21 protein-coding genes are annotated in these 20,160 nt (G+C 66.4%); 7 read left to right on the plus strand and 14 right to left on the minus strand.

The genetic code is table 11. The features are described 5' to 3' along the window. Positions 1–3: 3 nt before the first annotated feature. Positions 4–459, plus strand: a complete 456-nt coding sequence (gene aac(6') / locus AC07M1_RS16500; RefSeq protein WP_495163898.1) for an aminoglycoside 6'-N-acetyltransferase — start codon at positions 4–6, stop codon at positions 457–459. A gap of 11 nt (positions 460–470) precedes the next feature. On the opposite strand, the gene AC07M1_RS16505 is transcribed toward aac(6'), so the two are convergent. Then, positions 471–1,034 carry a TetR/AcrR family transcriptional regulator gene (locus AC07M1_RS16505; RefSeq protein ID WP_495163717.1) on the minus strand — a complete coding sequence of 188 codons (564 nt, stop codon included), beginning with the start codon at positions 1,032–1,034 and terminating at the stop codon, positions 471–473. A gap of 77 nt (positions 1,035–1,111) precedes the next feature. Here AC07M1_RS16505 and AC07M1_RS16510 point away from each other — a divergent pair, with 77 nt between their 5' ends. Next, positions 1,112–1,498: a hypothetical protein gene (locus AC07M1_RS16510; protein ID WP_495163718.1), complete on the plus strand. Its 387-nt coding sequence runs from the start codon at positions 1,112–1,114 to the stop codon at positions 1,496–1,498. On the opposite strand, the gene AC07M1_RS16515 is transcribed toward AC07M1_RS16510, so the two are convergent. Then, entirely contained in the window at positions 1,495–1,983 is a 489-nt protein-coding gene (locus AC07M1_RS16515; protein WP_495163719.1) for an SH3 domain-containing protein, read from the minus strand. The genes AC07M1_RS16510 and AC07M1_RS16515 overlap by 4 nt on opposite strands. A gap of 94 nt (positions 1,984–2,077) precedes the next feature. Between AC07M1_RS16515 and AC07M1_RS16520 the strand changes: the two genes are divergently transcribed. Both AC07M1_RS16520 and AC07M1_RS16525 read left to right on the plus strand, forming a co-directional pair. Beyond that, entirely contained in the window at positions 2,078–3,076 is a 999-nt protein-coding gene (locus AC07M1_RS16520) for a 2-hydroxyacid dehydrogenase (protein ID WP_495163720.1), read from the plus strand. Beyond that, a complete protein-coding gene (locus AC07M1_RS16525; protein WP_495163721.1) occupies positions 3,073–3,489 on the plus strand; it encodes a VOC family protein in 417 nt (138 codons plus the stop codon). The genes AC07M1_RS16520 and AC07M1_RS16525 overlap by 4 nt, the downstream gene beginning before the upstream one ends. A gap of 106 nt (positions 3,490–3,595) precedes the next feature. Here the strand turns inward: AC07M1_RS16525 and AC07M1_RS16530 are convergent, their stop codons facing one another. From AC07M1_RS16530 to AC07M1_RS16575, 10 genes are read right to left on the minus strand one after another with little or no spacing between them, the layout of a single operon-like run. Then, entirely contained in the window at positions 3,596–3,778 is a 183-nt protein-coding gene (locus tag AC07M1_RS16530) for a hypothetical protein (protein ID WP_495163722.1), read from the minus strand. Further along, on the minus strand, positions 3,759–4,115 hold the full coding sequence (locus tag AC07M1_RS16535) for a HesB/IscA family protein (protein ID WP_495163723.1): 357 nt from the start codon (positions 4,113–4,115) through the stop codon (positions 3,759–3,761). Before AC07M1_RS16535 ends, AC07M1_RS16530 begins: the two co-directional genes overlap by 20 nt. Continuing rightward, the gene (locus AC07M1_RS16540) at positions 4,115–4,603 is read right to left on the minus strand and encodes an SUF system Fe-S cluster assembly protein (RefSeq protein WP_495163899.1); all 489 of its coding nucleotides are present in this window, start codon (positions 4,601–4,603) and stop codon (positions 4,115–4,117) included. Before AC07M1_RS16540 ends, AC07M1_RS16535 begins: the two co-directional genes overlap by 1 nt. An 8-nt stretch (positions 4,604–4,611) precedes the next feature. Then, positions 4,612–5,823, minus strand: coding sequence for a cysteine desulfurase (locus AC07M1_RS16545; RefSeq protein ID WP_495163724.1), 1,212 nt, complete (start codon positions 5,821–5,823; stop codon positions 4,612–4,614). After that, positions 5,820–6,902, minus strand: a complete 1,083-nt coding sequence (locus AC07M1_RS16550; protein ID WP_495163725.1) for a SufD family Fe-S cluster assembly protein — start codon at positions 6,900–6,902, stop codon at positions 5,820–5,822. Before AC07M1_RS16550 ends, AC07M1_RS16545 begins: the two co-directional genes overlap by 4 nt. Positions 6,903–6,906: 4 nt before the next feature. Next, entirely contained in the window at positions 6,907–7,650 is a 744-nt protein-coding gene (sufC, locus tag AC07M1_RS16555) for a Fe-S cluster assembly ATPase SufC (RefSeq protein ID WP_495163726.1), read from the minus strand. A gap of 1 nt (position 7,651) precedes the next feature. Continuing rightward, a complete protein-coding gene (locus AC07M1_RS16560) occupies positions 7,652–8,002 on the minus strand; it encodes an energy transducer TonB (protein WP_495163727.1) in 351 nt (116 codons plus the stop codon). Continuing rightward, a complete protein-coding gene (locus tag AC07M1_RS16565) occupies positions 7,999–8,487 on the minus strand; it encodes an energy transducer TonB (protein WP_495163728.1) in 489 nt (162 codons plus the stop codon). The genes AC07M1_RS16560 and AC07M1_RS16565 overlap by 4 nt, the downstream gene beginning before the upstream one ends. Then, the gene (sufB, locus tag AC07M1_RS16570) at positions 8,484–9,947 is read right to left on the minus strand and encodes a Fe-S cluster assembly protein SufB (protein WP_495163729.1); all 1,464 of its coding nucleotides are present in this window, start codon (positions 9,945–9,947) and stop codon (positions 8,484–8,486) included. The genes AC07M1_RS16565 and sufB overlap by 4 nt, the downstream gene beginning before the upstream one ends. After that, entirely contained in the window at positions 9,947–10,366 is a 420-nt protein-coding gene (locus tag AC07M1_RS16575; protein ID WP_495163730.1) for an SUF system Fe-S cluster assembly regulator, read from the minus strand. The genes sufB and AC07M1_RS16575 overlap by 1 nt, the downstream gene beginning before the upstream one ends. Before the next feature lie 126 nt (positions 10,367–10,492). Between AC07M1_RS16575 and AC07M1_RS16580 the strand changes: the two genes are divergently transcribed. Continuing rightward, positions 10,493–11,467 (plus strand): quinone-dependent dihydroorotate dehydrogenase, encoded by a 975-nt coding sequence (locus tag AC07M1_RS16580; RefSeq protein WP_495163900.1) that lies wholly within the window; start codon positions 10,493–10,495, stop codon positions 11,465–11,467. A 109-nt stretch (positions 11,468–11,576) separates the two neighbouring features. Next, positions 11,577–13,376 carry an AMP-dependent synthetase/ligase gene (locus AC07M1_RS16585; RefSeq protein WP_495163731.1) on the plus strand — a complete coding sequence of 600 codons (1,800 nt, stop codon included), beginning with the start codon at positions 11,577–11,579 and terminating at the stop codon, positions 13,374–13,376. A gap of 82 nt (positions 13,377–13,458) precedes the next feature. On the opposite strand, the gene AC07M1_RS16590 is transcribed toward AC07M1_RS16585, so the two are convergent. Continuing rightward, positions 13,459–16,371 (minus strand): M16 family metallopeptidase, encoded by a 2,913-nt coding sequence (locus tag AC07M1_RS16590; RefSeq protein WP_495163732.1) that lies wholly within the window; start codon positions 16,369–16,371, stop codon positions 13,459–13,461. A gap of 188 nt (positions 16,372–16,559) precedes the next feature. Between AC07M1_RS16590 and AC07M1_RS16595 the strand changes: the two genes are divergently transcribed. Beyond that, entirely contained in the window at positions 16,560–17,357 is a 798-nt protein-coding gene (locus AC07M1_RS16595; protein ID WP_495163733.1) for an aspartyl/asparaginyl beta-hydroxylase domain-containing protein, read from the plus strand. 45 nt (positions 17,358–17,402) lie between these two features. On the opposite strand, the gene AC07M1_RS16600 is transcribed toward AC07M1_RS16595, so the two are convergent. Next, positions 17,403–20,006, minus strand: a complete 2,604-nt coding sequence (locus AC07M1_RS16600; RefSeq protein ID WP_495163734.1) for a TonB-dependent receptor — start codon at positions 20,004–20,006, stop codon at positions 17,403–17,405. Between the last annotated feature and the right edge of the window lie 154 nt (positions 20,007–20,160).

The raw sequence follows: 20,160 nt of genomic DNA on the forward strand, positions 1-20,160 counted from the left end.
GAGATCATAACCGCTGGGGCAGCACATCAGGCGGCATGGGCGTCGCTGCGAGAGGCTTTGTGGCCTGAGGGCGGTCGCGACGAGCATGCGGCCGATATCGTCGAGTTCATCGCCGAGATGGCGGAGGGTCGGGGGCAGGTTTGTTTCCTGGCCATGCACGGCGACGAGGTCGTCGGGTTCGCCGAAGCGGCGATCCGGCATGACTATGTGAATGGCTGCGAGACCTCTCCGGTGGCGTTCCTGGAGGGGATCTATGTCGAACCTTCCAGTCGGCGCGCCGGGGTAGCGGGAAAGCTGTTGGCCGCCGTCGAGGCATGGGGGCGTTCGAATGGCTGCTCGGAACTGGGGTCGGACGCCGAGCTGACCAACGTCCAGAGTCATGGCTTCCATTTGGGGCTGGGCTTTGAGGAAACCGAGCGGGTGGTCTATTTCCGCAAGGTGATCGGCGCGGAAGGATAGGCGCGCCGCGCCTAAGCTTCGAACAGGGCGGCGATCGCGTCGATCTGTGCAGCGGACAGCGATGCGTGGCGCCTGTCCATGACGATGCCCTGGCCAAGATAGGCCCAGTAGAGAAAGGCGGCGCGGCTGTGCGCCTTGTCCTGGGTCAGGCCCGCGGCCGCCAGAAGCTCGGCGATATAGGCGACCCGACGATCGTCGACCGAGGCGACCATCGCCGCGACGTCCGCATCCTCGGCAGCCCATGCCCGGATCGCGTCCTCGGCTGCCCAGGGACTGGTCGCCCGGTCCATCGCCGGTTTGACGACGAAGGCGCCATGCAGCAACGACCGGAGCCGGTCCGGCCCGCTCGCGCCGGTTTCGAGCTGGCGGATGACCTCTTCGGTGGTCCGGTCGAGCCAGCCCTGCAGAAGTTGGGCGCGGAAATCCCCGATATCCTTGAAATGCCAGTAGAAGCTGCCGCGCGACACGTCGAGCTTCGCCGCCATCGGCCCGACCTTGAGCGCGTTCGCGCCGTCGGTCGCAAGGGTCTTGAGGCCGTGATCGATCCAGTCGGTCTTGGTCAGTCGGTCGTCCATTCCACTACCATACACATGTGTATTGACGTGCGCCAAGCACAGCGCCATATCGCATGACCATACAGGAGTGTATGGTCATGAACGGTCACACGATTGCACTGATCGCGGCGGGGCTTATCGGGAGCGGTGTGGCGGTGGTCCACGGCCTGCTGACGCATAGGTTCATGACGGTGCCGTGGACGCGGCTCGCGGACGGCGACGCGCAGATCGTGGCGCCGATCCGCAGGCTTGTGCCCGCGCTGCTTCAGTTCAGCACCTTCAATTGGTTCCTGGGCGGACTGGCGCTGATCGCTGCCGCGCTATGGCTGGGCCCCGAGGCGCGGCGGGTCACCGGGCTGCTGGTCGGCAGCTCCTATCTCTATGGCGCGATCGGCAATGCCTGGGGCGTGCGTGGGCTTCACCCCGGCTGGATGCTCTACGCGGTCGCGCTCGGGCTGATCGCCTATGGCATCGCCGGAGACTAGGGGACTTCCTCGCCTGGCTCGGTGCCCCAGATGCGGTTCTGTTCGACATAGCCGCCGCGACCGCGGACATCGAACCAGCACCAGCCGCGCTGGCATTTGCTGATCCGGCCGACCACACCCGGCGCCGCACGCCAGTTGATGCGGGCATTGAGGCGGGGGCTGTCGCGCATCTCGACGATCGTACCGACGACGACCCCGGTGCGTTGGGACGAGAGCAGGCCGACGAGCATCCAGCCCTGGGTGCCGTCCGGATCCTCGACCTTGCGCCAGTCATTATAGACCTCGACCACCTTCACCGGCAGGTCGGCGCGCTGATAGAGCCAGTTGGTGGGGTAGTTGCGTCCGGGGCCGGTGCGCATGTTGGCCTTGCCCGCGCTGATCGACGCGAAATAAGGCGGCTTGCGCTGTTGCGCCTCCGCCTCTCCGATCGCGGTGACGCCCAGTATCGTCGCCACCAACCCTGTCATTACCGTACGCAACCGCATTCCAAGACCCCCAAAGTCTTCGCCCCGTCTACTGCGGGGTGGTGCACCGCATCAACCGTTGACTGGCAGCGGCTGGCGGGCCATCCGGATCGGGATGGTACAACCGCCCCGACCCGCCCGGCCCCGCGTGGCCGTGACGCGCGAATTGCCCGATGCGATCGCCGCGCGGATGGGAGAGCTGTTCGATACGAGCTTCAACCAGTCCGACGAGGCCATGGACCGCGCTGCGTTGCTGGCGGCGGTCGCGGATTGCGACGTGCTGGTGCCGACCGTGACCGATGTGATCGACGCGGAGCTGATCGCGGCGGCGGGCGAGCGGCTGAAGCTGATCGCCAATTTCGGCGCGGGCGTGAACCATATCGATCTGAAGGCCGCGCGGGCGCGCAAGATCGTCGTCACCAATACCCCCGGCGTGCTGACCGAGGACACCGCCGACATGGTGATGGCGCTGATCGTGTCGGTCACGCGGCGGCTGGCCGAGGGCGAGAAGCTGGTACGATCGGGCCAGTGGAAGGGCTGGTCGCCCGGCGGCATGCTGGGCCACCGGATCGGCGGCAAGAAGCTGGGCATCGTCGGCATGGGCCGGATCGGCCAGGCGGTGGCGCGGCGGGCACGGGCGTTCGGGCTGACGATCCACTATCACAACCGTCATCGCCTGCCCGACATGGTCGAGGCGGAGCTCGGGGCGACCTGGCATGCCGATCTCGACACGATGCTGCGCGAGATCGACATATTGACGATCCATACGCCGCTGAACGATGACAGCCGCGACCTGATCGATGCGCGCCGGATCGGGCTGCTCGGGCCGCAGGTCTACCTCATTAACGCATCGCGCGGCGGGATCGTCGACGAGGAGGCGATGGTCGATGCGCTCGAGGCCGGACGGCTCGCCGGGGCGGGGCTCGATGTGTGGCGGTTCGAGCCGCGAATCGATCCGCGATTGCTCGCGCTGCCCAATGTCGTGATGACCCCACATATGGGATCGGCGACCTATGAGGGGCGGTACGCGACGGGCGAGAAGGTGATCGCCAATATCCGCTTCTGGGCCGATGGCCATCGCCCGCCCGACCAGGTGCTGGAAGGCTGGATGTGACGCCGCTGTTCCACCTTGCCATTCCGGTCGACGATCTGGAGGCGGGGCGGGCCTTTTACGGTGACCTACTTGGCTGCCCGCAGGGACGCGAGGATCCGGGGCATTGGATCGACTTCGATTTTCGCGGGCACCAGTTGGTCCTCCACAAGGGCGAGGGCGCCGGGGTGCGGACGCGCAACGCGGTCGACGGCGACGCGGTGCCGGTGCCGCATTTCGGGCTGGTGCTCGACTGGGACGAATGGCATGCGCTGGCCGAGCGGCTGCGCGGGGCGGGAACGCAGTTCGTGATTCCGCCGCATATTCGCTTTGCCGGCAAACCCGGCGAACAGGCGACGATGTTCTTTCATGACCCCGCCGGCAATGCGTTGGAGTTCAAGGCGTTCAGGGATATCGGGCAATTGTTCGCGACCTGAGGGCCGTGGCGAAAAGTCCCAAAAGTCACGCTCCTACGCGCGCGCGAGTCCGGACATAACAGACGATATCAAAGAGCCGGAAGAGGCTGACCGGCGAATTCCAACATTACAAGCCGGACTTGTCCTGTTCGGACTCGCCCTTCGCCTCGCTGCGTTTCTTCATGGCGCGCGCGATCAGCAATCCGCCGAGGATGAAGCCGCCTGGCGCGAGCAGTACCGCTGCGGCGATCGCCGCGTTCTTCGCTGCCTTGGACTTGGGGGGCGTTTCGTCAGACAGTGAAGCTCTCACCGCAGCCGCACGCGCCCTTGGCGTTGGGGTTGTTGAAGACGAAACCGGCGGTGAAATCGTCCTCGACCCAGTCCATCGTCGAACCGATCAGATAGAGGACCGAGCCGCCGTCGACGAACAGGGTGCCGCCGGGCGTATCGATGCGTTCGTCCATCGGGTTCGCCGCCGTCACATAGTCGACCGAATAGGCAAGGCCCGAGCAGCCGCGGCGCGGGGTCGAGAGCTTGACGCCGATCGCCCCTTCCGGCGCGCGCGACATCAGGTCGGCGATGCGCGCCTCCGACGTCGCCGTCAGGATGATCGCGGCAGGGCGGGCGCGGGTCTTGGTTTCGGACATCACAGCATCCCCAGTTCGAGTCGGGCCTCGTCGGTCATCTTCTGCGGGTCCCAGGGCGGATCCCAGACCAGATTGACCTCGGCATGGCCGACGCCGGGCACGGCGCCGACGCGCAGTTCGACCTCACCCGGCATCGATTCGGCGACCGGGCAATGCGGGGTGGTGAGCGTCATCGTCACCACGGCATGGCCTTCGCCGGTGACCTCGACATTGTAGATCAGGCCGAGGTCGTAGATGTTCACCGGGATCTCGGGATCGTAGATTTCCTTGAGCGCATCGATGATCGCATCATAGGTCGCGCCGCCGGGTTCGCCGGCGGGCAGGTCGGTGGGCTTTTGCGAGAGGAAACCGTCGAGATAGTCGCGCTTGCGCGTCAGGGTTTCGTGTGGCGTTTCGCGCGGCGCTTCGACCGCATCCTCGACGCGCGCACGCGCGGGCGTCTCGACCGAGGTCACTTCTTCCACTTCGATTTTCCGTTCCTCGTTCACGTCGATGCTCACCCGAAGATCCTCGTTACGCGTTCGATACCCTTGACCAGCGCATCGATGTCCGCCGCGCCATTGTAGACGGCGAAGCTGGCGCGGGCCGTCGCCGCGACGCCGAGCGAGTCCATCAGCGGCTGTGCGCAATGATGGCCGGCGCGGATCGCGACATTGGCTTCGTCCAATATGGTGGCGACATCGTGGGGATGAACCCCCTCGACCTCGAAACTGACGATGCCGGCGCTGTCGGCGGGGCCGAAGACGCGGACGCTGTTGAGGCCCGCCAGCGCCTCACGCGTCGTCGTCACCAGGGCGGTTTCGTGCGCGTGGATGCGGTCGAGGCCGATGCCGTCGACATAGTCGATCGCGGCGTGCAGCCCGATCACGCCGGTGATGTGGGGCGTTCCCGCCTCGAACCGGCCTGGGGGCGGCGCATAGGTCGTCTTCGCGAAGGTCACGCGATCGATCATCGACCCGCCGCCCTGATAGGGCGGCATCGCGTCGAGCAGCTCGTAGCGGCCCCACAGCACGCCGATCCCGGTCGGGCCGTAGAGCTTGTGGCCGGAGAAGACGTAGAAGTCGCAATCGAGATCGGCGACGTCGACGGGGAGGCGCGGAACCGCCTGGCAACCGTCGAGCAGCAGCTTCGCACCGACACCATGGGCGAGCGCGGCGGCATGCTTCGCGTCGAGCACCGAGCCGAGCACGTTGGAGACATGGGCGAGCGCGACCAGCTTGTGCTGGGGGGTCAGCATCCGTTCCATCGCGTCGAGATCGATGCGGTGGTCTTCGGTCAGCGGGATGACGTCGATCGCGGCGCCGGTGCGTTCGGCGACCATCTGCCAGGGCACGATGTTCGAATGATGCTCGAGCTGGCTGAGCAGGATGCGGTCGCCCGGCTTGAGGACCGTGCCCGCCCAGCATTGAGCGACGAGGTTGATGCCTTCGGTCGCGCCGCGCACGAAGACGATCTCATTCTCCTCCCCGCCAATGAACCTGGCGACGCGGCGGCGCGCGGCCTCGAACGCCAAGGTCATGTTGGCCGAGCGCCGGTAGACGCCGCGATGCACGGTCGCATAGTCGCGATCATAGGCGCGGGTGATGGCGTCGATCACCGGCTGCGGCTTCTGCGAGGTCGCGGCGGTATCGAGATAGGCCCAACCGGCGGGGATCGCGGGGAAATCCGCGAGCAGGTCGAGAGGGGCGGTGGCGGTGGTGACGCTCACAGCGCGGCCTCCAGCCACTTCTCCGCATCGGCGGCGAAGGCTTCACGGACGGTTTCGTCGCCGATCCGATCGAGCGCGTCGGCGACAAAGGCATGGGTGAGCAGCGCCTTGGCCTGTGGCTCCGGGATGCCGCGCGACTGCATGTAGAACAACGCCTTGGCGTCGAGCTCGCCGACAGTGGCGCCGTGCGCGCACTTCACGTCGTCGGCGAATATCTCCAGCTCGGGCTTCAGGTTCACCGTCGCGGTGCGCTTCAAGAGCAGGCCGCGCAGCGACTGTTCGCCGTCGGTCTTCTGTGCGTGGCGCGCGACTTCGGCGCGGGCGGCGAGGCTGGCGGTCGAGGCGTCGGCGGCGACCGCGCGCCAGATCTGGCGGCTGGTGCCCTCGATCGCGGCATGGTGGACGGCGACGGCAGCTTCCTGGCGTTGCTCGCCACGGGTGAGCAGGGCGCCGCCCATTTCGGCATAACCGCCGACCCCGTCGATGCGGAGGAAGCCGTCGATGCGGCTGCCGCTGCGGCCGGCACCGAGGAAGGTGGAGACGTAGCTTGCGGCCTCGCCGATCTGCGCCTCGTCACGGATCGAGACGAAGCCCTCGTCCTGAAGCAGGCGGACGGCGCGCTGGAGGCGGGCACCCTTGCCGAGCGAGGCGTGGAGGAGCCGGTTGGTCCAGCCGCGGCCGGCATAGGTTTCGATCACGGTGGCGACGGCATCGTCGGCCAGGTCGATCCGCGCGGGAACATGATTCTCGGCGCCGGTGCCGATGTGGACGATCTGGATGGGATCGGTGGCGGCCGCGGTGTCGAGGCGCAATACCCAGCCTTCGCCCTGGGCGAGCTGGCCGAGCGGATGGGTGCCGGTCATCTCCAGCGCGGTGAGCTGGACGGGGCCGGGGCGCGAATGCGCCGGCTCGAACGCGCCGTCGACGAACAGCAGGCGCGAACCGGCGATGTCGAGGAACAGCGTCGCGGGGTCGATCCCGGTCGCGGCGGGCGCGGATTCGGCGGCGGCGCGGAGCGTGTCGAGGTCGCTCCAGCGCCACGCTTCCTCACGCGGCGAGGGAAGGGTGAGCGTGCTCATCGGTTCAGGCCGCCACCTGCGCATAGCCTTCGCGCTCGAGCTCGTGCGCGAGCTCGGGGCCGCCGGTCTTCACGATGCGACCATCGGCAAGGATATGGACCGCGTCGGGCTTCACGTAATCGAGCAGGCGCTGGTAATGAGTGATCAGCAGCACCGCCTTGTCGGGCGCGCGCATGATGCGGTTGATGCCCTCGCCGACGATGCGCAGCGCATCGATGTCGAGGCCGGAATCGGTCTCGTCCAGTACGGCGAACTTGGGGTTCAGGATGCCCATCTGGACCATTTCGTTGCGCTTCTTCTCGCCGCCCGAAAAGCCGACATTGACCGGGCGCTTGAGCATTTCCGCGTCCATTTCGAGGCTCGCGGCCTGGGCGCGGGCGAGCTTCAGGAACTCGGCGCCCGACAGCGGTGCTTCGCCGCGCGCGCGGCGCTGGCTGTTGAGGCTTTCGCGCAGGAACTGGACGTTGGAAACGCCGGGGATTTCGACCGGGTACTGGAAGCCGAGGAACAGGCCCGCGGCGGCGCGCGCGTGCGGATCGAGGTCGAGCAGGTCGACGCCGTCGAACGTGACGCTGCCTTCGGTCACCTCATAGCCGGGGCGGCCGCCCAGGACATAACCGAGGGTGGACTTGCCCGCGCCGTTCGGCCCCATGATCGCATGCACTTCGCCCGCATTCACGCTGAGCGAGAGGCCCTTGAGGATCGGCTTGCCATCGACTTCGGCGTGGAGGTTTTCAATCTTGAGCATGTTACTTTCCGGTGGCGGGCGGCGTGCGGCCGCCCGGATATTTGGCGTTGAGCGCGGCGAGGAATTCTTCCTCGCGGGTCTTGAGGCAGGCCTTCATCGCATCGGTGCTGGTGTGGCCTTCGTCGGAGCAGGCGTGGGCGGCGTCGCACCAGAAGCCGTCGAACGCCGGATCGCCGACGCCCTTGGTGACGCGGCAATCCTTCACCCGGCCGTTGCGGGCGAGCGTGACGCCGAACTCGACCTCACGCAGTTTCCGCGCGGTGATGGTCACCTCATCCGCGCGCGGATTGGACGCCGGCGGCGGCGGGATGGCGGGGCCGGTCTGGACGAGGGCAAGCGCGAGCAGGATCATTTCGGTTCCTCCTTCGCGGCGCTGCTGAAGCGGATCGTCGGTTCGGTGCTCTGGTCCTTGGGCGGGGGTGGGAGCTTGCTCAGACGGTTGGGGTCTTCGTCCTGCGTGGCGGCCACCGCCGGTCCGACCGCTGGGTTGCGGACCGGTTCGGGCTTGAGCGTGACGCCAAGGCCGAGATTGGGCGTGACGGGCAGCGCCTTGGGTTCGACGGCGATCAATGCGGTCTTGCCTTCGCCGCCGCAAAATTGCTGACCCTTTGTCGAGGTGAGGCAATCGGGGAGCGAAGTGCACGCCTTGGCATCGACCGTGGCGACGCCGCTCGACTTGAACACGCGGCAGTTGATCAAGCGGCCGTCTGCGGCCTTGTCGAACACGAGCGCGACCCGGCCCGCGGTCGCGGTGACGACCACTTCCTCATATTCCGGTTCGGGCGCGGCGGCGCCCTGCTGCGGCGAGGCAAGAAGGAAGGCGGCGGCGAGGATCAACCGACGCTCCCCTCCAGCGAAATGCCGAGCAGCTTCTGCGCCTCGACCGCGAACTCCATCGGGAGCTGCTGGAGCACCTCCTTGGCGAAACCGTTGACGATCAGGGCGACGGCGGCTTCCTGATCAAGACCGCGCTGCATCGCGTAGAACAGCTGGTCTTCGCTGATCTTGGACGTGGTCGCCTCATGCTCGATCTGGGCCGAAGGGTTGCGCACCTCGATATAGGGCACGGTATGCGCGCCGCACTGGTCGCCGAGCAGCAGGCTGTCGCACTGGGTGAAGTTGCGGACATTCTCCGCCGTCGGGCCGACGCGGACGAGGCCGCGATAGGTGTTGTCGCTGCGGCCCGCCGAAATGCCCTTGGAGATGATCGTCGAGCGGCTGTTCTTGCCGAGATGGATCATCTTGGTGCCGGTATCGGCCTGCTGGCGGTTGTTGGTGACCGCGACCGAGTAGAATTCGCCGACGCTGTTCTCGCCCGCCAGCACGCACGACGGATATTTCCAGGTGATCGCGCTGCCGGTCTCGACCTGGGTCCAGCTGACCTTGCTGTTCTTGCCCTGGCAGAGCGCGCGCTTGGTCACGAAATTGTAGATGCCGCCGACGCCATTCTCGTCGCCCGGATACCAGTTCTGGACGGTCGAATATTTGATCTCGGCATCGTCGAGCGCGACCAGCTCGACCACGGCGGCGTGCAGCTGGTTCTCGTCGCGCATCGGGGCGGTGCAGCCTTCGAGGTACGAGACGTACGCGCCCTTGTCGGCGACGATCAGCGTGCGTTCGAACTGGCCGGTATTCTCGGCATTGATGCGGAAATAGGTCGACAGCTCCATCGGGCAGCGCACACCCTCAGGGATGTAGACGAAGGTGCCGTCGGAGAAGACCGCGCAGTTGAGGGCGGCGAAGTAGTTGTCGTGCATCGGCACGACCTTGCCGAGCCACTTCTTGACGAGGTCCGGATAGTCGCGGATCGCTTCGCTGATCGAACGGAAGATGACGCCCGCGGCCTCAAGCTCGGCGCGGAAGGTGGTGGCGACGCTGACGCTGTCGAACACCGCGTCGACCGCGACCTTGCGGCTGCCCTCGACGCCGGCGAGTACCTTCTGCTCCTCGATCGGGATTCCGAGCTTTTCATAGACGCGCAGGATCTCGGGATCGACCTCGTCCAGCGAGCCGAGCTTGGGCTTGGCCTTGGGCTCGGCGTAGTAATAGGCGTCCTGATAGTCGATCGGCGGGATATTGAGCTTGGCCCAGTCGGGCGGGGTCATCGTCAGCCAGTGGCGATAGGCCTTGAGCCGCCAGTCGAGCATCCACTCGGGCTCGCCCTTCTTGGCCGAAATGAAGCGGACGGTGTCCTCGGACAGCCCCTTGGGGGCGAACTCCTGCTCGATATCCGAGCTGAAGCCCCATTCGTACTTCTTGTTGGCGGCGGCGAGCGCCTCGGCATTCTTCGTGGCCATCAGGCGGGTTCCGGGTGAGTCGAGAGGGTGGCGAGGGTGACGTTCGCGAGCGTCGAGCGGACCGCGCCGTTGACCGTATTCCAGTGCGGCTTCACGCGGCAGCTTTCCTCGATGCAGCAATCATGGCGACCCTTGTCCACGCAGGAGGTGAGGGTGATCGGGCCTTCGATCGCCTCGACGATGTCGGCCAATGTGATCGTCGCGGGCGGACGGGCGAGGCGGAAACCGCCACCGGTGCCGCGCGCGGATTCGATGAGGCCGGCGGAGGAGAGGCGGCTGACCAGCTTCTGCACCGTGGGGAGAGGCAGGCCAGTCTCGTCGGCGAGCAAGGTCGCGTTGAGGCGGCCGCTGACGCCGCAATGGCGCGCGGCGGCGGCGAGCATCACGACGGCGTAATCTGTCTGGGCCGAGAGCTTCATTCTTCCTTCGCAGTTGCGAACGGTTCTCAAATCGGAATGATTCGTTCCGATTGGGCAGATGGGCGTGCGGCCCCTCTGCGTCAACCCGCTTTGACGACAAGCGCGAGTGTGCAAAAGGCACGCGCGATGCTGTACGACCTGATCCGCCCCGCCTTGTTCAAACTCGACGCCGAGCGTGCGCACCGGCTAACGATCCGTGCGCTGTCGATCGTCGGCGGCACCGGGAGCGTGCCACGGGTGCGGCCGGTGACGATCGCGGGGCTGGAGTTTCCCAATCCCGTCGGGCTCGCGGCGGGGATGGACAAGGATGGCGAGGCGGTCGCCGGATTGTTCGGGCTGGGCTTCGGCGCGGTCGAGATCGGATCGCTGACACCGCGGCCGCAGGTGGGCAATCCCAAGCCGCGATTGTTCCGGCTGGTCGAGGATCGCGGCGTGGTCAACCGCATGGGGTTCAACAATGGCGGAATCGACGCGGCGCTCGTACGGGTCGCTGGCGTCCGGCATGCGGGCGTGCTGGGCATCAATGTCGGCGCCAATAAGGACAGCGATGACCGGGTGGCCGATTATGGGCTGGGCGTGGGCAAAGCGGCGGCGGTCGGCGACTATGTGACGATCAACGTCAGCTCGCCCAACACGCCGGGCCTGCGCGACCTGCAGTCGCGGCCGGCGCTGGACGAGCTGCTGGCGGCATCGAGCGCGGCGCGGATGGTGGAGGGAAAGCGGGTTCCGTTGTTCCTGAAGGTGGCGCCCGACCTGGATACCAAGGGGCTGGACGATGCCGTGCGCGCGGCAATCGATAATGGGATCGACGCGTTGATCGTGGGCAACACGACGATCTCCCGGCCCGATACGCTTCGCTCGGGCCAGGCGGGCGAGATGGGCGGGCTGTCGGGAGCGCCGCTCAAGGCACTGGCGCGCACGAAGCTGAGCCAGGCGCTGGCGTCGGGTGGCGGGCAGCTGCCGGTGATCGCGGCGGGCGGGATCGACTCGCCCGAGGAAGCGCTGAGGCGGCTGGAGGCGGGCGCGACGCTGGTGCAGGTTTATTCGGCGCTGGTCTATGAAGGGCCGGGGCTGGTGCGGCGTATCCTGAAGGCCCTGTGATCAAGGCGCCATGATACCGTAGCGGCATTGCGCTTGAAGACAGGGGCGTTAGGCTCTTGTCCAACAGGCGCGGGCACGAACCCGCGCGCGGGGCGTTATAGGGGACGGGATGCGTAAGCTCGAACGATTCGACAATCTGGTGCAGATGTTCTTCACGCGAGCACGCGAGAAGGGCGATGCGCCGTTCCTGTGGGCCAAGTCGGGCGGCAAATGGGAGCCGACGAGCTGGGCCGAGGCGGCGCGGCAGGTCGCGGGGCTGGCGGCAGGACTCAGGAAACTGGGGCTGAAGCCGGGTGACCGGGTGATGCTGGTGAGCGAGAACCGCCCCGAGTGGTGCATCAGCGACCTGGCGATCATGGCCGCGGGCGGCGTGACCGTGCCGACCTACACCACCAATACCGAGCGCGATCACCAGCACATCATCGACAATTCGGGCGCGACGATGACGATCGTGTCCAACGCCAAGCTCGCCAAGACGCTGTTGCCCGCGATCCTGCACACTGTCGGCAGCCACAGCCATGTGGTGATCGGGATCGAGGAGATGCGGATCAGCCAGCCGGGCGCGATCGAATTCCATGACTGGAACGCGCTGATCGCGCAGAATCCGGCGGATGTGGCCGCGGCCGCGGCCGATGCGGACAAGGCGAAGCGCGAAGACCTGGCCTGCATCATCTACACCAGCGGCACGGGCGGAAGCCCGCGCGGCGTGATGCAGCATCACGGCGCGATCCTGACCAATGTCGAGGGCTGCTGCATCGTCATTTCGGAGGATTTCGGGTGGGACGACGAGGTGTTCCTGTCGTTCCTGCCGTTGAGCCACGCCTATGAGCATAGCGGCGGCCAGCATTTCCCGATCGGGCTGGGCGCGCAGATCTATTACTCCGAAGGCCTCGACAAGCTTGCCTCGAATATCGAGGAAGTCCGCCCGACGCTGATGGTCGTGGTGCCGCGCCTGTTCGAGGTGCTGCGCACGCGGATCACCAAACAGGTCGAGAAACAGGGCAAGTTCGCCAATTATCTGCTCGACCGCGCGGTTTCGATCGGCGGCAAGAAGGCGGCGGGCAACAGTTCGGTGCTCGACCTGCCGATGAACCTGTTCCTCAGCCGGACCTTGAAGCCCAAGTTGGCGAAGAAGTTCGGCGGGCGGATCAAGGCGATGGTATCGGGTGGTGCGCCGCTCAACCCCGAGGTCGGTGTGTTCTTCGAGAGCCTCGGCATCACCTTCCTGCAAGGATACGGCCAGACCGAGGCGGCGCCGGTGATCAGCTGCAACCGGCCCAAGGCCGGACTCAAGCACGATACGGTCGGCCCGCCGCTGGAGGGCGTCGAGGTGCGGATCGCCGAGGACGGTGAAATCCTGGTCCGTGGCGAACTGGTGATGCACGGCTATTGGCGGAACGAGGTCGAGACCGCGCGAGTCTTGAAGGACGGGTGGCTGCACACCGGCGATATCGGCGTGATCGACGAGAAGGGCCGGATCAAGATCACCGACCGCAAAAAGGACATCATCGTCAACGACAAGGGCGACAATGTCGCGCCGCAGAAGGTGGAGGGGATGCTGACCCTTCAGCCCGAGATCATGCAGGCGATGATCGCGGGCGACCGCAAGCCGTACATGACCGCGGTGATCGTGCCCGACCCCGAATGGACGCAGGAATGGTGCGCGAAGAACAAGGCGAAGTGCGACCTGAAGGCGCTGCGCGAGGATCATGACTATCGCGCTGCGGTCGGCGCCGCGGTCGAGCGGGTGAACAAGGATCTGTCGGTGATCGAACGCATCCGCCGCTTCATCCTGGCCGACGAACCATTCAGCATCGAGAACGAGCAGCTGACCCCCAGCCTGAAGATCCGCCGCCACGTGCTGAAGCAGGCCTATGGTGAGCGGCTGGACGCGCTGTACAAGAACTAGGTTGTACAGACACTAGAAGACCGTCCGGCGGTGGCCGGGCGGTCTCCTTGATTTCCGTGTCACGTCGGGGTGACGAACCCGGCTATTTTCCGCCCGCCACGCTCGCGGCGGCCGGCTTCTCGTCGGGCAGAACCACCATCGACCAGTCCTTTTGCGGGGCGAGGTACTTGGCGGCCAGCGCCTGGAGATCCTGCGGCGTGGTCGCGCCATAGTCGCGGGCGAGCGACGCGATGCCGGCGAAGCGCTTCGGATCGAGCGTGCCGCCTTCGGTCTGTTGCATCCAGAACGGATTGCCGGTCGAGCGCCGCATCATCATCTGTGCGGTCGGCACCAGCGCGCGGCGCAGCTCGTCGACCTCGATCGGCTTGGCGATAAGGTCCGCCGCGATCTCGCGCGCGACGCGGAAGAACAGGTCGGTCTTGTCCGGCGGGATCAGCGTGAGCGCCATGACCCGTCCGCCGCCCGGCTGGCCGACCGGCGACTGGCTGATGACCGTCGGCGAATAGCTGGCGCCTTCGGCCGAGCGGATGCGGTCGAGGATGCGGTCGCGCATCACCGCAGCGAGGACTTCGAGCCTACGACCCTCGGTGACGCTATCGGGGCCGCCGCCCGCCTGCCAGGCGATGACAGCTGCGGCCTGATCCTGCTGACCGCCATGCCGAAGGGTCACGGGGGTCGGGGCATGGCCGGGGAAGCGTACGGTCGGTGCGACGACCGGAGCGGCCTTGCGCGGCTTCATCGCACCAAAGGTGACGCGTGCCGCCTCGATCGCCTTCTCGACATCGATGTCGCCGAAGATCTGCACCTCGATCGGGCCACTGGCGAGGATTGGCGCCCAGAAGGCGCGGAAGTCCTTGGCGTTGAGCTTCTCAATGCCCTTGAGATCGGGCCTGCCCCAGCGCGGATCGCCGGCATGGAGCAGCCGTTCGAGCTCGCGGCCGATCACCGCGTCGGGCGATGACGAGCTGGCCGCATAGCCGGAGATCGCGACGGCGCGGGCGCGGGCAACGGGGTTGGGATCCCAGGCCGGCGACTGGAGCTTCGCGGCCATCAGCTTGAGCTGATCCTCCAGATCTTCCTTGCGGGTCTGACCGGCGAGCGCGAAGGCATCGTCGCCAACCCCGAAGGTGAGGCCGATCTGGCGATCGCCGGTGAGCTTGTCGAGCTCCTCCTGCCCGAGCACGCCACCGGGAGCGTTGATTCCGCTGGCGACCAGCGCCAGATCCGCCGCCCAGGCGGGGTTGGGCCGTCCGGCGGGGATCGCCTGCATCCCGCGCCCGAAGCGCACGCTCACATAGACACGGCCGACTTCGCCGGGATTCTGGAACACCAGCAGATTGACGCCGTTGGCGAAGCGCACTTCCTCGATCTTGGGATCGGGCACCGGGACCGTGCGCGCGACGATCTTGCCCGGCGCGCCGAGCGGGGGCAGATCGGCGAAGGTGACCGCGCGTGCGGCGCTGCGCGTTCCGGCGAGACCGGAGACATCGGCCTTGAGCACCGCGGCGAGCTTGTCCTGCACATTGGCGTCGGGCGCGCGGGTATTGATAATCGCGCGGGTCGTGACGCCCTGAAGGACTCGCTGGGTCGAGGCGAGCACGCGGTCGGGGCTGAACATCCGGGCATCGATCGCGCCCTGAAGGATGTTGAAGCTTTCCTGCTCGCTCGTCGTGACCTCGTTGATGTCGACGGCTTCGACCAGCGTGTCGGCGCGGCGCGATCCCGCCGTGACCGGCCCGGTCGCGATCGCGTTGCGCATATCCGAGGCGACTTCAGCCAGCTCGCGGTCGATTTCCGCCTGAGTCGGCGGCGTGTCGAGCGCATCGGCGATCACGGCGCGGACTTCCTTGACCGCGCTTTCCCAGTCCTCGCCGATCGGCAGCACTTCGATGCTGGTGACGTTGGCGCTGCGGACATCGTCGGACAGGCTGGCCGACACCGCGGCGAAGCTGGCGCCGCGGCGCGCCCGGGTCTCGAGCCGGCGGTTGATGATCCGCAGCGCGATGAAATCGACCATCCGTTCCTGATTGAACTTCACCGTATCCTGGAACACCGTCCACGGGCGCAGCACGGCCAGGGTCACGAGCGGCGGCAGCGTCGGTTCGACCAGCGCGGCGCTGGTGGGCTTGGCAGGGTCGGGCTTGCCGAAATCGGGGGTCACGGGGTTGGGACCGGTGCCCTTCCAGCCCGCGAAATGCTTGGCGATCTGGCGCTCGAACATCGCGGGATCGAGGTCGCCGACGATGACCAGCGTCGCGCGTTCGGGGCGATACCAGCGCTTGTGGAAGGCACGGACGCTGTCTGCGGTCGCGCCCTTCAGCGTCGCGGTGGTGCCGATCACCGGCCGATCGGCGAGAAGCTGGCCGGCGTAGAACAGCTCGCGTTGGGCATCCTCGAACCGCTGTTGCGGGCGCAGGAATTCGCGCTGCTCGGCAAGCACCACCGGCCGCTCGAGGTTGAGCATCTCAGGCGTGATGTTGGGCGCGGCCATCATGTCGGCGAGGATCATCATCGACTGGTCGAGGCTGGTCTCGTTCGCGTCGGGCAGGTCGAGCTTGTAGGTGGTCGAGACCGGCGTGGTGCTGGCGTTGCTGTCCGAGCCGAAGGTGACCCCCAGCCGTTGCCAGACCCGCTTCGATTCGCCGTCGGGCACCTTGGCCGAACCGCGGAAGGAGAGATGTTCGAGCAGGTGTGCGAAGCCCCGTTCGGATTCCTGCTCCATCAGCGAGCCGACATCCATGCGCAGTCGGATCGCGACCTGGCCCGGCGGAACCCCGTTCTTGCGCACGGCGTAGCGCAAGCCGTTGGGGAGCGTGCCGAACCGCCACTCCGGATCGTGGACGATGTCGCTGCCCTTGTAGAGCCACGGCGTCTTGTCGACCGCGACTTCGACGGACGCGGGGGCGGGCGCCGCAACCTGGGCAATCGCCGGAACAGCGATCGCGACAGCGAGGAGGGGAAGGGCGAGCAGCTTGACGCGGGGAAACAAGGCCATCGCGGTAAGCTTAGCGCGATTGGCGGCGCATCGCCAGACACGGCCGTTTCGCCGCAATCCGCAATATCCTGCAATGCTTTGGCACGGTTTTCGCCACGATTTGGACCCGGGGCACGCCTAGCCCGCCTCTTGGCGCCGTGCGGCGAGTCTCTGTCGCGCGGCCAGTGCCGAAGGAATGGAGGTGAAGCGTGCGTGAGGGCATGGCGATCGAACGGGATACGGCGGGCGCGCCGGAGCTGGCGCTGATCGAGGCGGATGCAAAGCGGCCGCTGCTGATCCGCCTGGGCAAGCGGCTGCGCGGATTCTTCGACCGGATCATCGGCGCGTCCTCGCTGGTCTCTAACGCGCCTTTGCTTGACGTGCGCGACTTTGGCTGGACGAAGCTGCTGCGCGACAATTGGGAGGCGATCCGCGACGAGGCGCTGGCCACCGCACTGGCGCGCGAGGACGCGGCGCCCTCACTCGCGCGCATTTCGCCCGATCACCGCGCGATCGCGCCGGTCGACAAATGGCGTTCCTTCTTCCTGTGGGGCTATGGCTATCGCATCGAGGAGAATCTGGACCGGTGCCCGGTGACGCGGCGTGTGGTCGGGCAGATTCCCGACCTCAACAGCGCCTTCTTCTCGATCCTGGCGCCGGGCACGCACATCCCCGCCCATCGCGGCGTCACCAAGGGGCTGTTGACCTGTCACCTCGGGCTGATCGTGCCGCGCGATGGCGACGTGCGGATGCGCGTCAAGAACCGCATCGTCCGCTGGGCCGATGGCGAGACGCTGATGTTCGACGACACCTACGACCATGAGGTGTGGAACGACACCCGGCACACCCGCGTGGTGTTGCTGATCCAGGTGCGCCGTCCGCTGCGCCAGCCGGGCAAATGGGTCGCCGACGCGTTTCTGGGGATCATCCGCCGATCGGCCTTCGTGCAGGAGGCGCGAGCCAATGTGATGCGGTGGAACCAGGCGATGAAGGCGCTGGATGCGTAGTGGCGAGGCGGGCCGCCCGATTGATCGGGCGGCCCGTCCCGTGCGTCAGAACTTGGCGCGCAGGCCGATCGAATAGCGCCGCTCCGACAGCGCATAGCCGTTGAGCGCGACGGGGCCGGCGGCGCTGTATTCGGTGGTCGCCGACTCGCTCGGGATCAAATTCTGCGCCTGGAGCGAGAGTGCGATCCGCTTGGTGATGTCGAGGCCGATCTGGGCATCGAGCTGCGAGCGCGGGCCGATGAAGCTCGGGCGGCCTTCGGAGAATTCGAACACCGCTTCATCGCGATAGTTGTACGCGACGCGCGCCGAGATCGGGCCTTTTTCGAACAGGCCGACGAGATTGTAGCTGTTCTTGGACACCGCCACGAGGGGGAAGCCGGCATTATCCTCTGAGTTCGAATAGGTGTAGTTGGCGATGATGCCGAAGCCGTCGAACGGCGCGGGCAGGAAGTCGAAGAACTGCTGGACGCCGATCTCGAAGCCCTTGATCTTCGCGCTGGCGAGGTTTTCGGGGCGCGAGAAGGTCAGCACCCGGCCCTGCGGGTCGAGGTTGGTGTCGACCCCGGAGGTGACGAAGCTGGCGATGAAGTCCTGGACGTCCTTGTAGAAGAGCGCGCCGGAGATCAGCGAGCTCTTGCCCGTATAATATTCGAAGCTGATGTCGGCCTGGGTCGAGATCGGCGGCTTGAGCGCCGAGTTGCCGCCGGTGACCGACAGGTTGGTGGCGTTGAAGAAGGTCGACGGCGCGAGATCGGCGATCGATGCGCGCTGCATCGTCTGGGATCCCGAGATGCGGATCAGGAAGTCGTTCGTCACGTTGAACGCGATGTTCGCGCTGGGCAGGACGTTGGTGTAGCGATTCTTGTCGGTCACCAGCGTGCTGACCGTGCCGACATTGACATAGGAGTCGACCGACAGGCGCGTGCTGGCAATGCGGACGCCGGCATTGGCCTTGTACGGCATGCCGAGCAGTTCGCCTTCGCCCGAAATCATGAGATAGCCGGCGAAGGTCTTCTCGCTGAAATCATAATCGCGCTGGAGATTGGGCAGCAGCGTCGAGAGGCCGTTGGCGTTGGGGTTCGGCTCGGCCGCCTGCGCGCGCTTGAAGACATAGTCGAAGGTCGGCGCGGTGGTGAGGAAGCTGCGCGGGAAATTGCCCGGAATATCGGCGAGGAAGCTGCTGCCGTCGACCAGCTTGAGATAGGGTTCCAGCTCGGTGCGGGTCGGCGTCACCTGGCTGCGGAAGGCGTTCGAGCGGGCGTGCAGATCGGTGTAGCGCACGCCCATCGCCAGCGTGACGCCGCTGTCGAACTCGTAGCTGGCGTCGAGCTTGCCGGTCCATTCCTCGAGCAGGCCGATCAGCCGGTTGCTGCGCACGCCGTTGGTGGCGGGGTTGTACGAGGAATAGACGCCGGGATTGAACGTGCCGAGCGTCAGTGATGGGACGGTATTGCCGCGGAAATCGAAATTGCCGGGGACGAGCGCGGTCGCCTGAAGCGTGATGATCTGGATCGTCTGGTCGATCGTGCCCTTGCTGTAATAGCCGTCGGCCTCGATCTTGAGTCCGTCCTTCTCGTACTTGCCGTTGAGGCCGTAGAGATAGCTTTTGGTCGGCTCGTTGCGAATCTGGCCTGCGGAGGTGACCGTGCCGTTGGCCGTGCCGGCGACGACCGCGCCATTTTCAACCACGCGGTTGGTGACCGGGTTGGTGCCGGTAGGCAGACGGAAGGCGAAGAAGTCCTGATGCCGACCGGTGGTCAGCTCCGAATAGAGCGCGTCGGCGGTGATGGTGAGTTCCGGCGTCACCTCGACCTGTACCGCGCCGTTGAGGCCGAGGCGTGAGCGGTCGACCGTGAACTGCTCGTACTGGAGCAGCACCGGGGTCGCGTACACGCCGGCGCCGGTGCCGGTATAGGTGCGGTTGAGGAAGTTGTTGCGCTCGAACGTCTGCGTCATCGACGTGCGCTTCTGATATTCGCCCGCGATCATGATGCCGATGCGGTTGTCGGCGAATTTGGTCGTGAAGAAGCCGGTGACGGCGGGTTCGAACTTCTCGCTATTCTCCGAATAGGTGCCCTGCGCGCGGATCGACAGCGTCGTTTCCTTGAACGACAGCGGCTTGGGCGTGACGAGGTTGACCGTGCCGCCCAGACCGCCCTCGGGCTGACTGGCGAGCGGCGACTTGCGCACCTCGAGCCGGCCGAACAGGCCAGAGGGAACCGAATCGAGGCCCGAGGAACGGCCGAGCTGGTCGTTCTCCGGAGGCGAAAGGCGCGCCGACCAGCCGAGCAGGGTGCGGCCATCGACCTCGACGCGAACCTGCTGAAGTCCGCGGACCGACACCGACTGGCCTTCGCCGAACACGCGCGTGATCTGGACGCCGGTGACGCGCTGGAGCGCTTCGGCGACGTTGGCATCGGGCAGCTTGCCGACGTCCTCGGCGGTGATGACATCCATCACCTGCGGCGCGTCGCGCTTCACCTGCGCCGCCTGTTGCAGCGAGTTGCGGATGCCGCTGACGACGATCTCCTGCTCTTCGCTTTCGGCGGGGGCGGTGCCCTGCTGCGCCATGGCGGGCGCCGAAACGACAAGTGCCGCGGTGAGCGCAGCGGTAGCGATGCCCGACTTCAACAGGCCATTGGTGTTCATGCACATCCTCCCCAGGATCTCGAAGCCGCCGTTCCAACGGCGGTTTTGCGAAAGTGATGCCCGGCGTTGGAAACCGGTGTCATGGCAAGTTGTCCTACAAACCCATGGGCGTGTCAAGAAGATGTCCTACAACATTTGCCGCGAGACACGGCCT

It is taken from the genome of Sphingomonas sp. GW821-FHT10C01 (assembly GCF_059415525.1).

Excerpts from the sequence above, each read along its gene's own strand:
- AC07M1_RS16505 (WP_495163717.1), bottom strand. The coding sequence starts at position 1,034 with ATGGACGACCGACTGACCAAGACCGACTGGATCGATCACGGCCTCAAG.
- AC07M1_RS16510 (WP_495163718.1), top strand. The coding sequence starts at position 1,112 with ATGAACGGTCACACGATTGCACTGATCGCGGCGGGGCTTATCGGGAGC.
- AC07M1_RS16515 (WP_495163719.1), bottom strand. The coding sequence starts at position 1,983 with ATGCGGTTGCGTACGGTAATGACAGGGTTGGTGGCGACGATACTGGGC.
- AC07M1_RS16520 (WP_495163720.1), top strand. The coding sequence starts at position 2,078 with ATGGTACAACCGCCCCGACCCGCCCGGCCCCGCGTGGCCGTGACGCGC.
- AC07M1_RS16535 (WP_495163723.1), bottom strand. The coding sequence starts at position 4,115 with ATGTCCGAAACCAAGACCCGCGCCCGCCCTGCCGCGATCATCCTGACG.
- AC07M1_RS16550 (WP_495163725.1), bottom strand. The coding sequence starts at position 6,902 with ATGAGCACGCTCACCCTTCCCTCGCCGCGTGAGGAAGCGTGGCGCTGG.
- sufC (WP_495163726.1), bottom strand. The coding sequence starts at position 7,650 with ATGCTCAAGATTGAAAACCTCCACGCCGAAGTCGATGGCAAGCCGATC.
- AC07M1_RS16560 (WP_495163727.1), bottom strand. The coding sequence starts at position 8,002 with ATGATCCTGCTCGCGCTTGCCCTCGTCCAGACCGGCCCCGCCATCCCG.
- sufB (WP_495163729.1), bottom strand. The coding sequence starts at position 9,947 with ATGGCCACGAAGAATGCCGAGGCGCTCGCCGCCGCCAACAAGAAGTAC.
- AC07M1_RS16575 (WP_495163730.1), bottom strand. The coding sequence starts at position 10,366 with ATGAAGCTCTCGGCCCAGACAGATTACGCCGTCGTGATGCTCGCCGCC.
- AC07M1_RS16580 (WP_495163900.1), top strand. The coding sequence starts at position 10,493 with ATGCTGTACGACCTGATCCGCCCCGCCTTGTTCAAACTCGACGCCGAG.
- AC07M1_RS16585 (WP_495163731.1), top strand. The coding sequence starts at position 11,577 with ATGCGTAAGCTCGAACGATTCGACAATCTGGTGCAGATGTTCTTCACG.
- AC07M1_RS16590 (WP_495163732.1), bottom strand. The coding sequence starts at position 16,371 with ATGGCCTTGTTTCCCCGCGTCAAGCTGCTCGCCCTTCCCCTCCTCGCT.
- AC07M1_RS16600 (WP_495163734.1), bottom strand. The coding sequence starts at position 20,006 with ATGAACACCAATGGCCTGTTGAAGTCGGGCATCGCTACCGCTGCGCTC.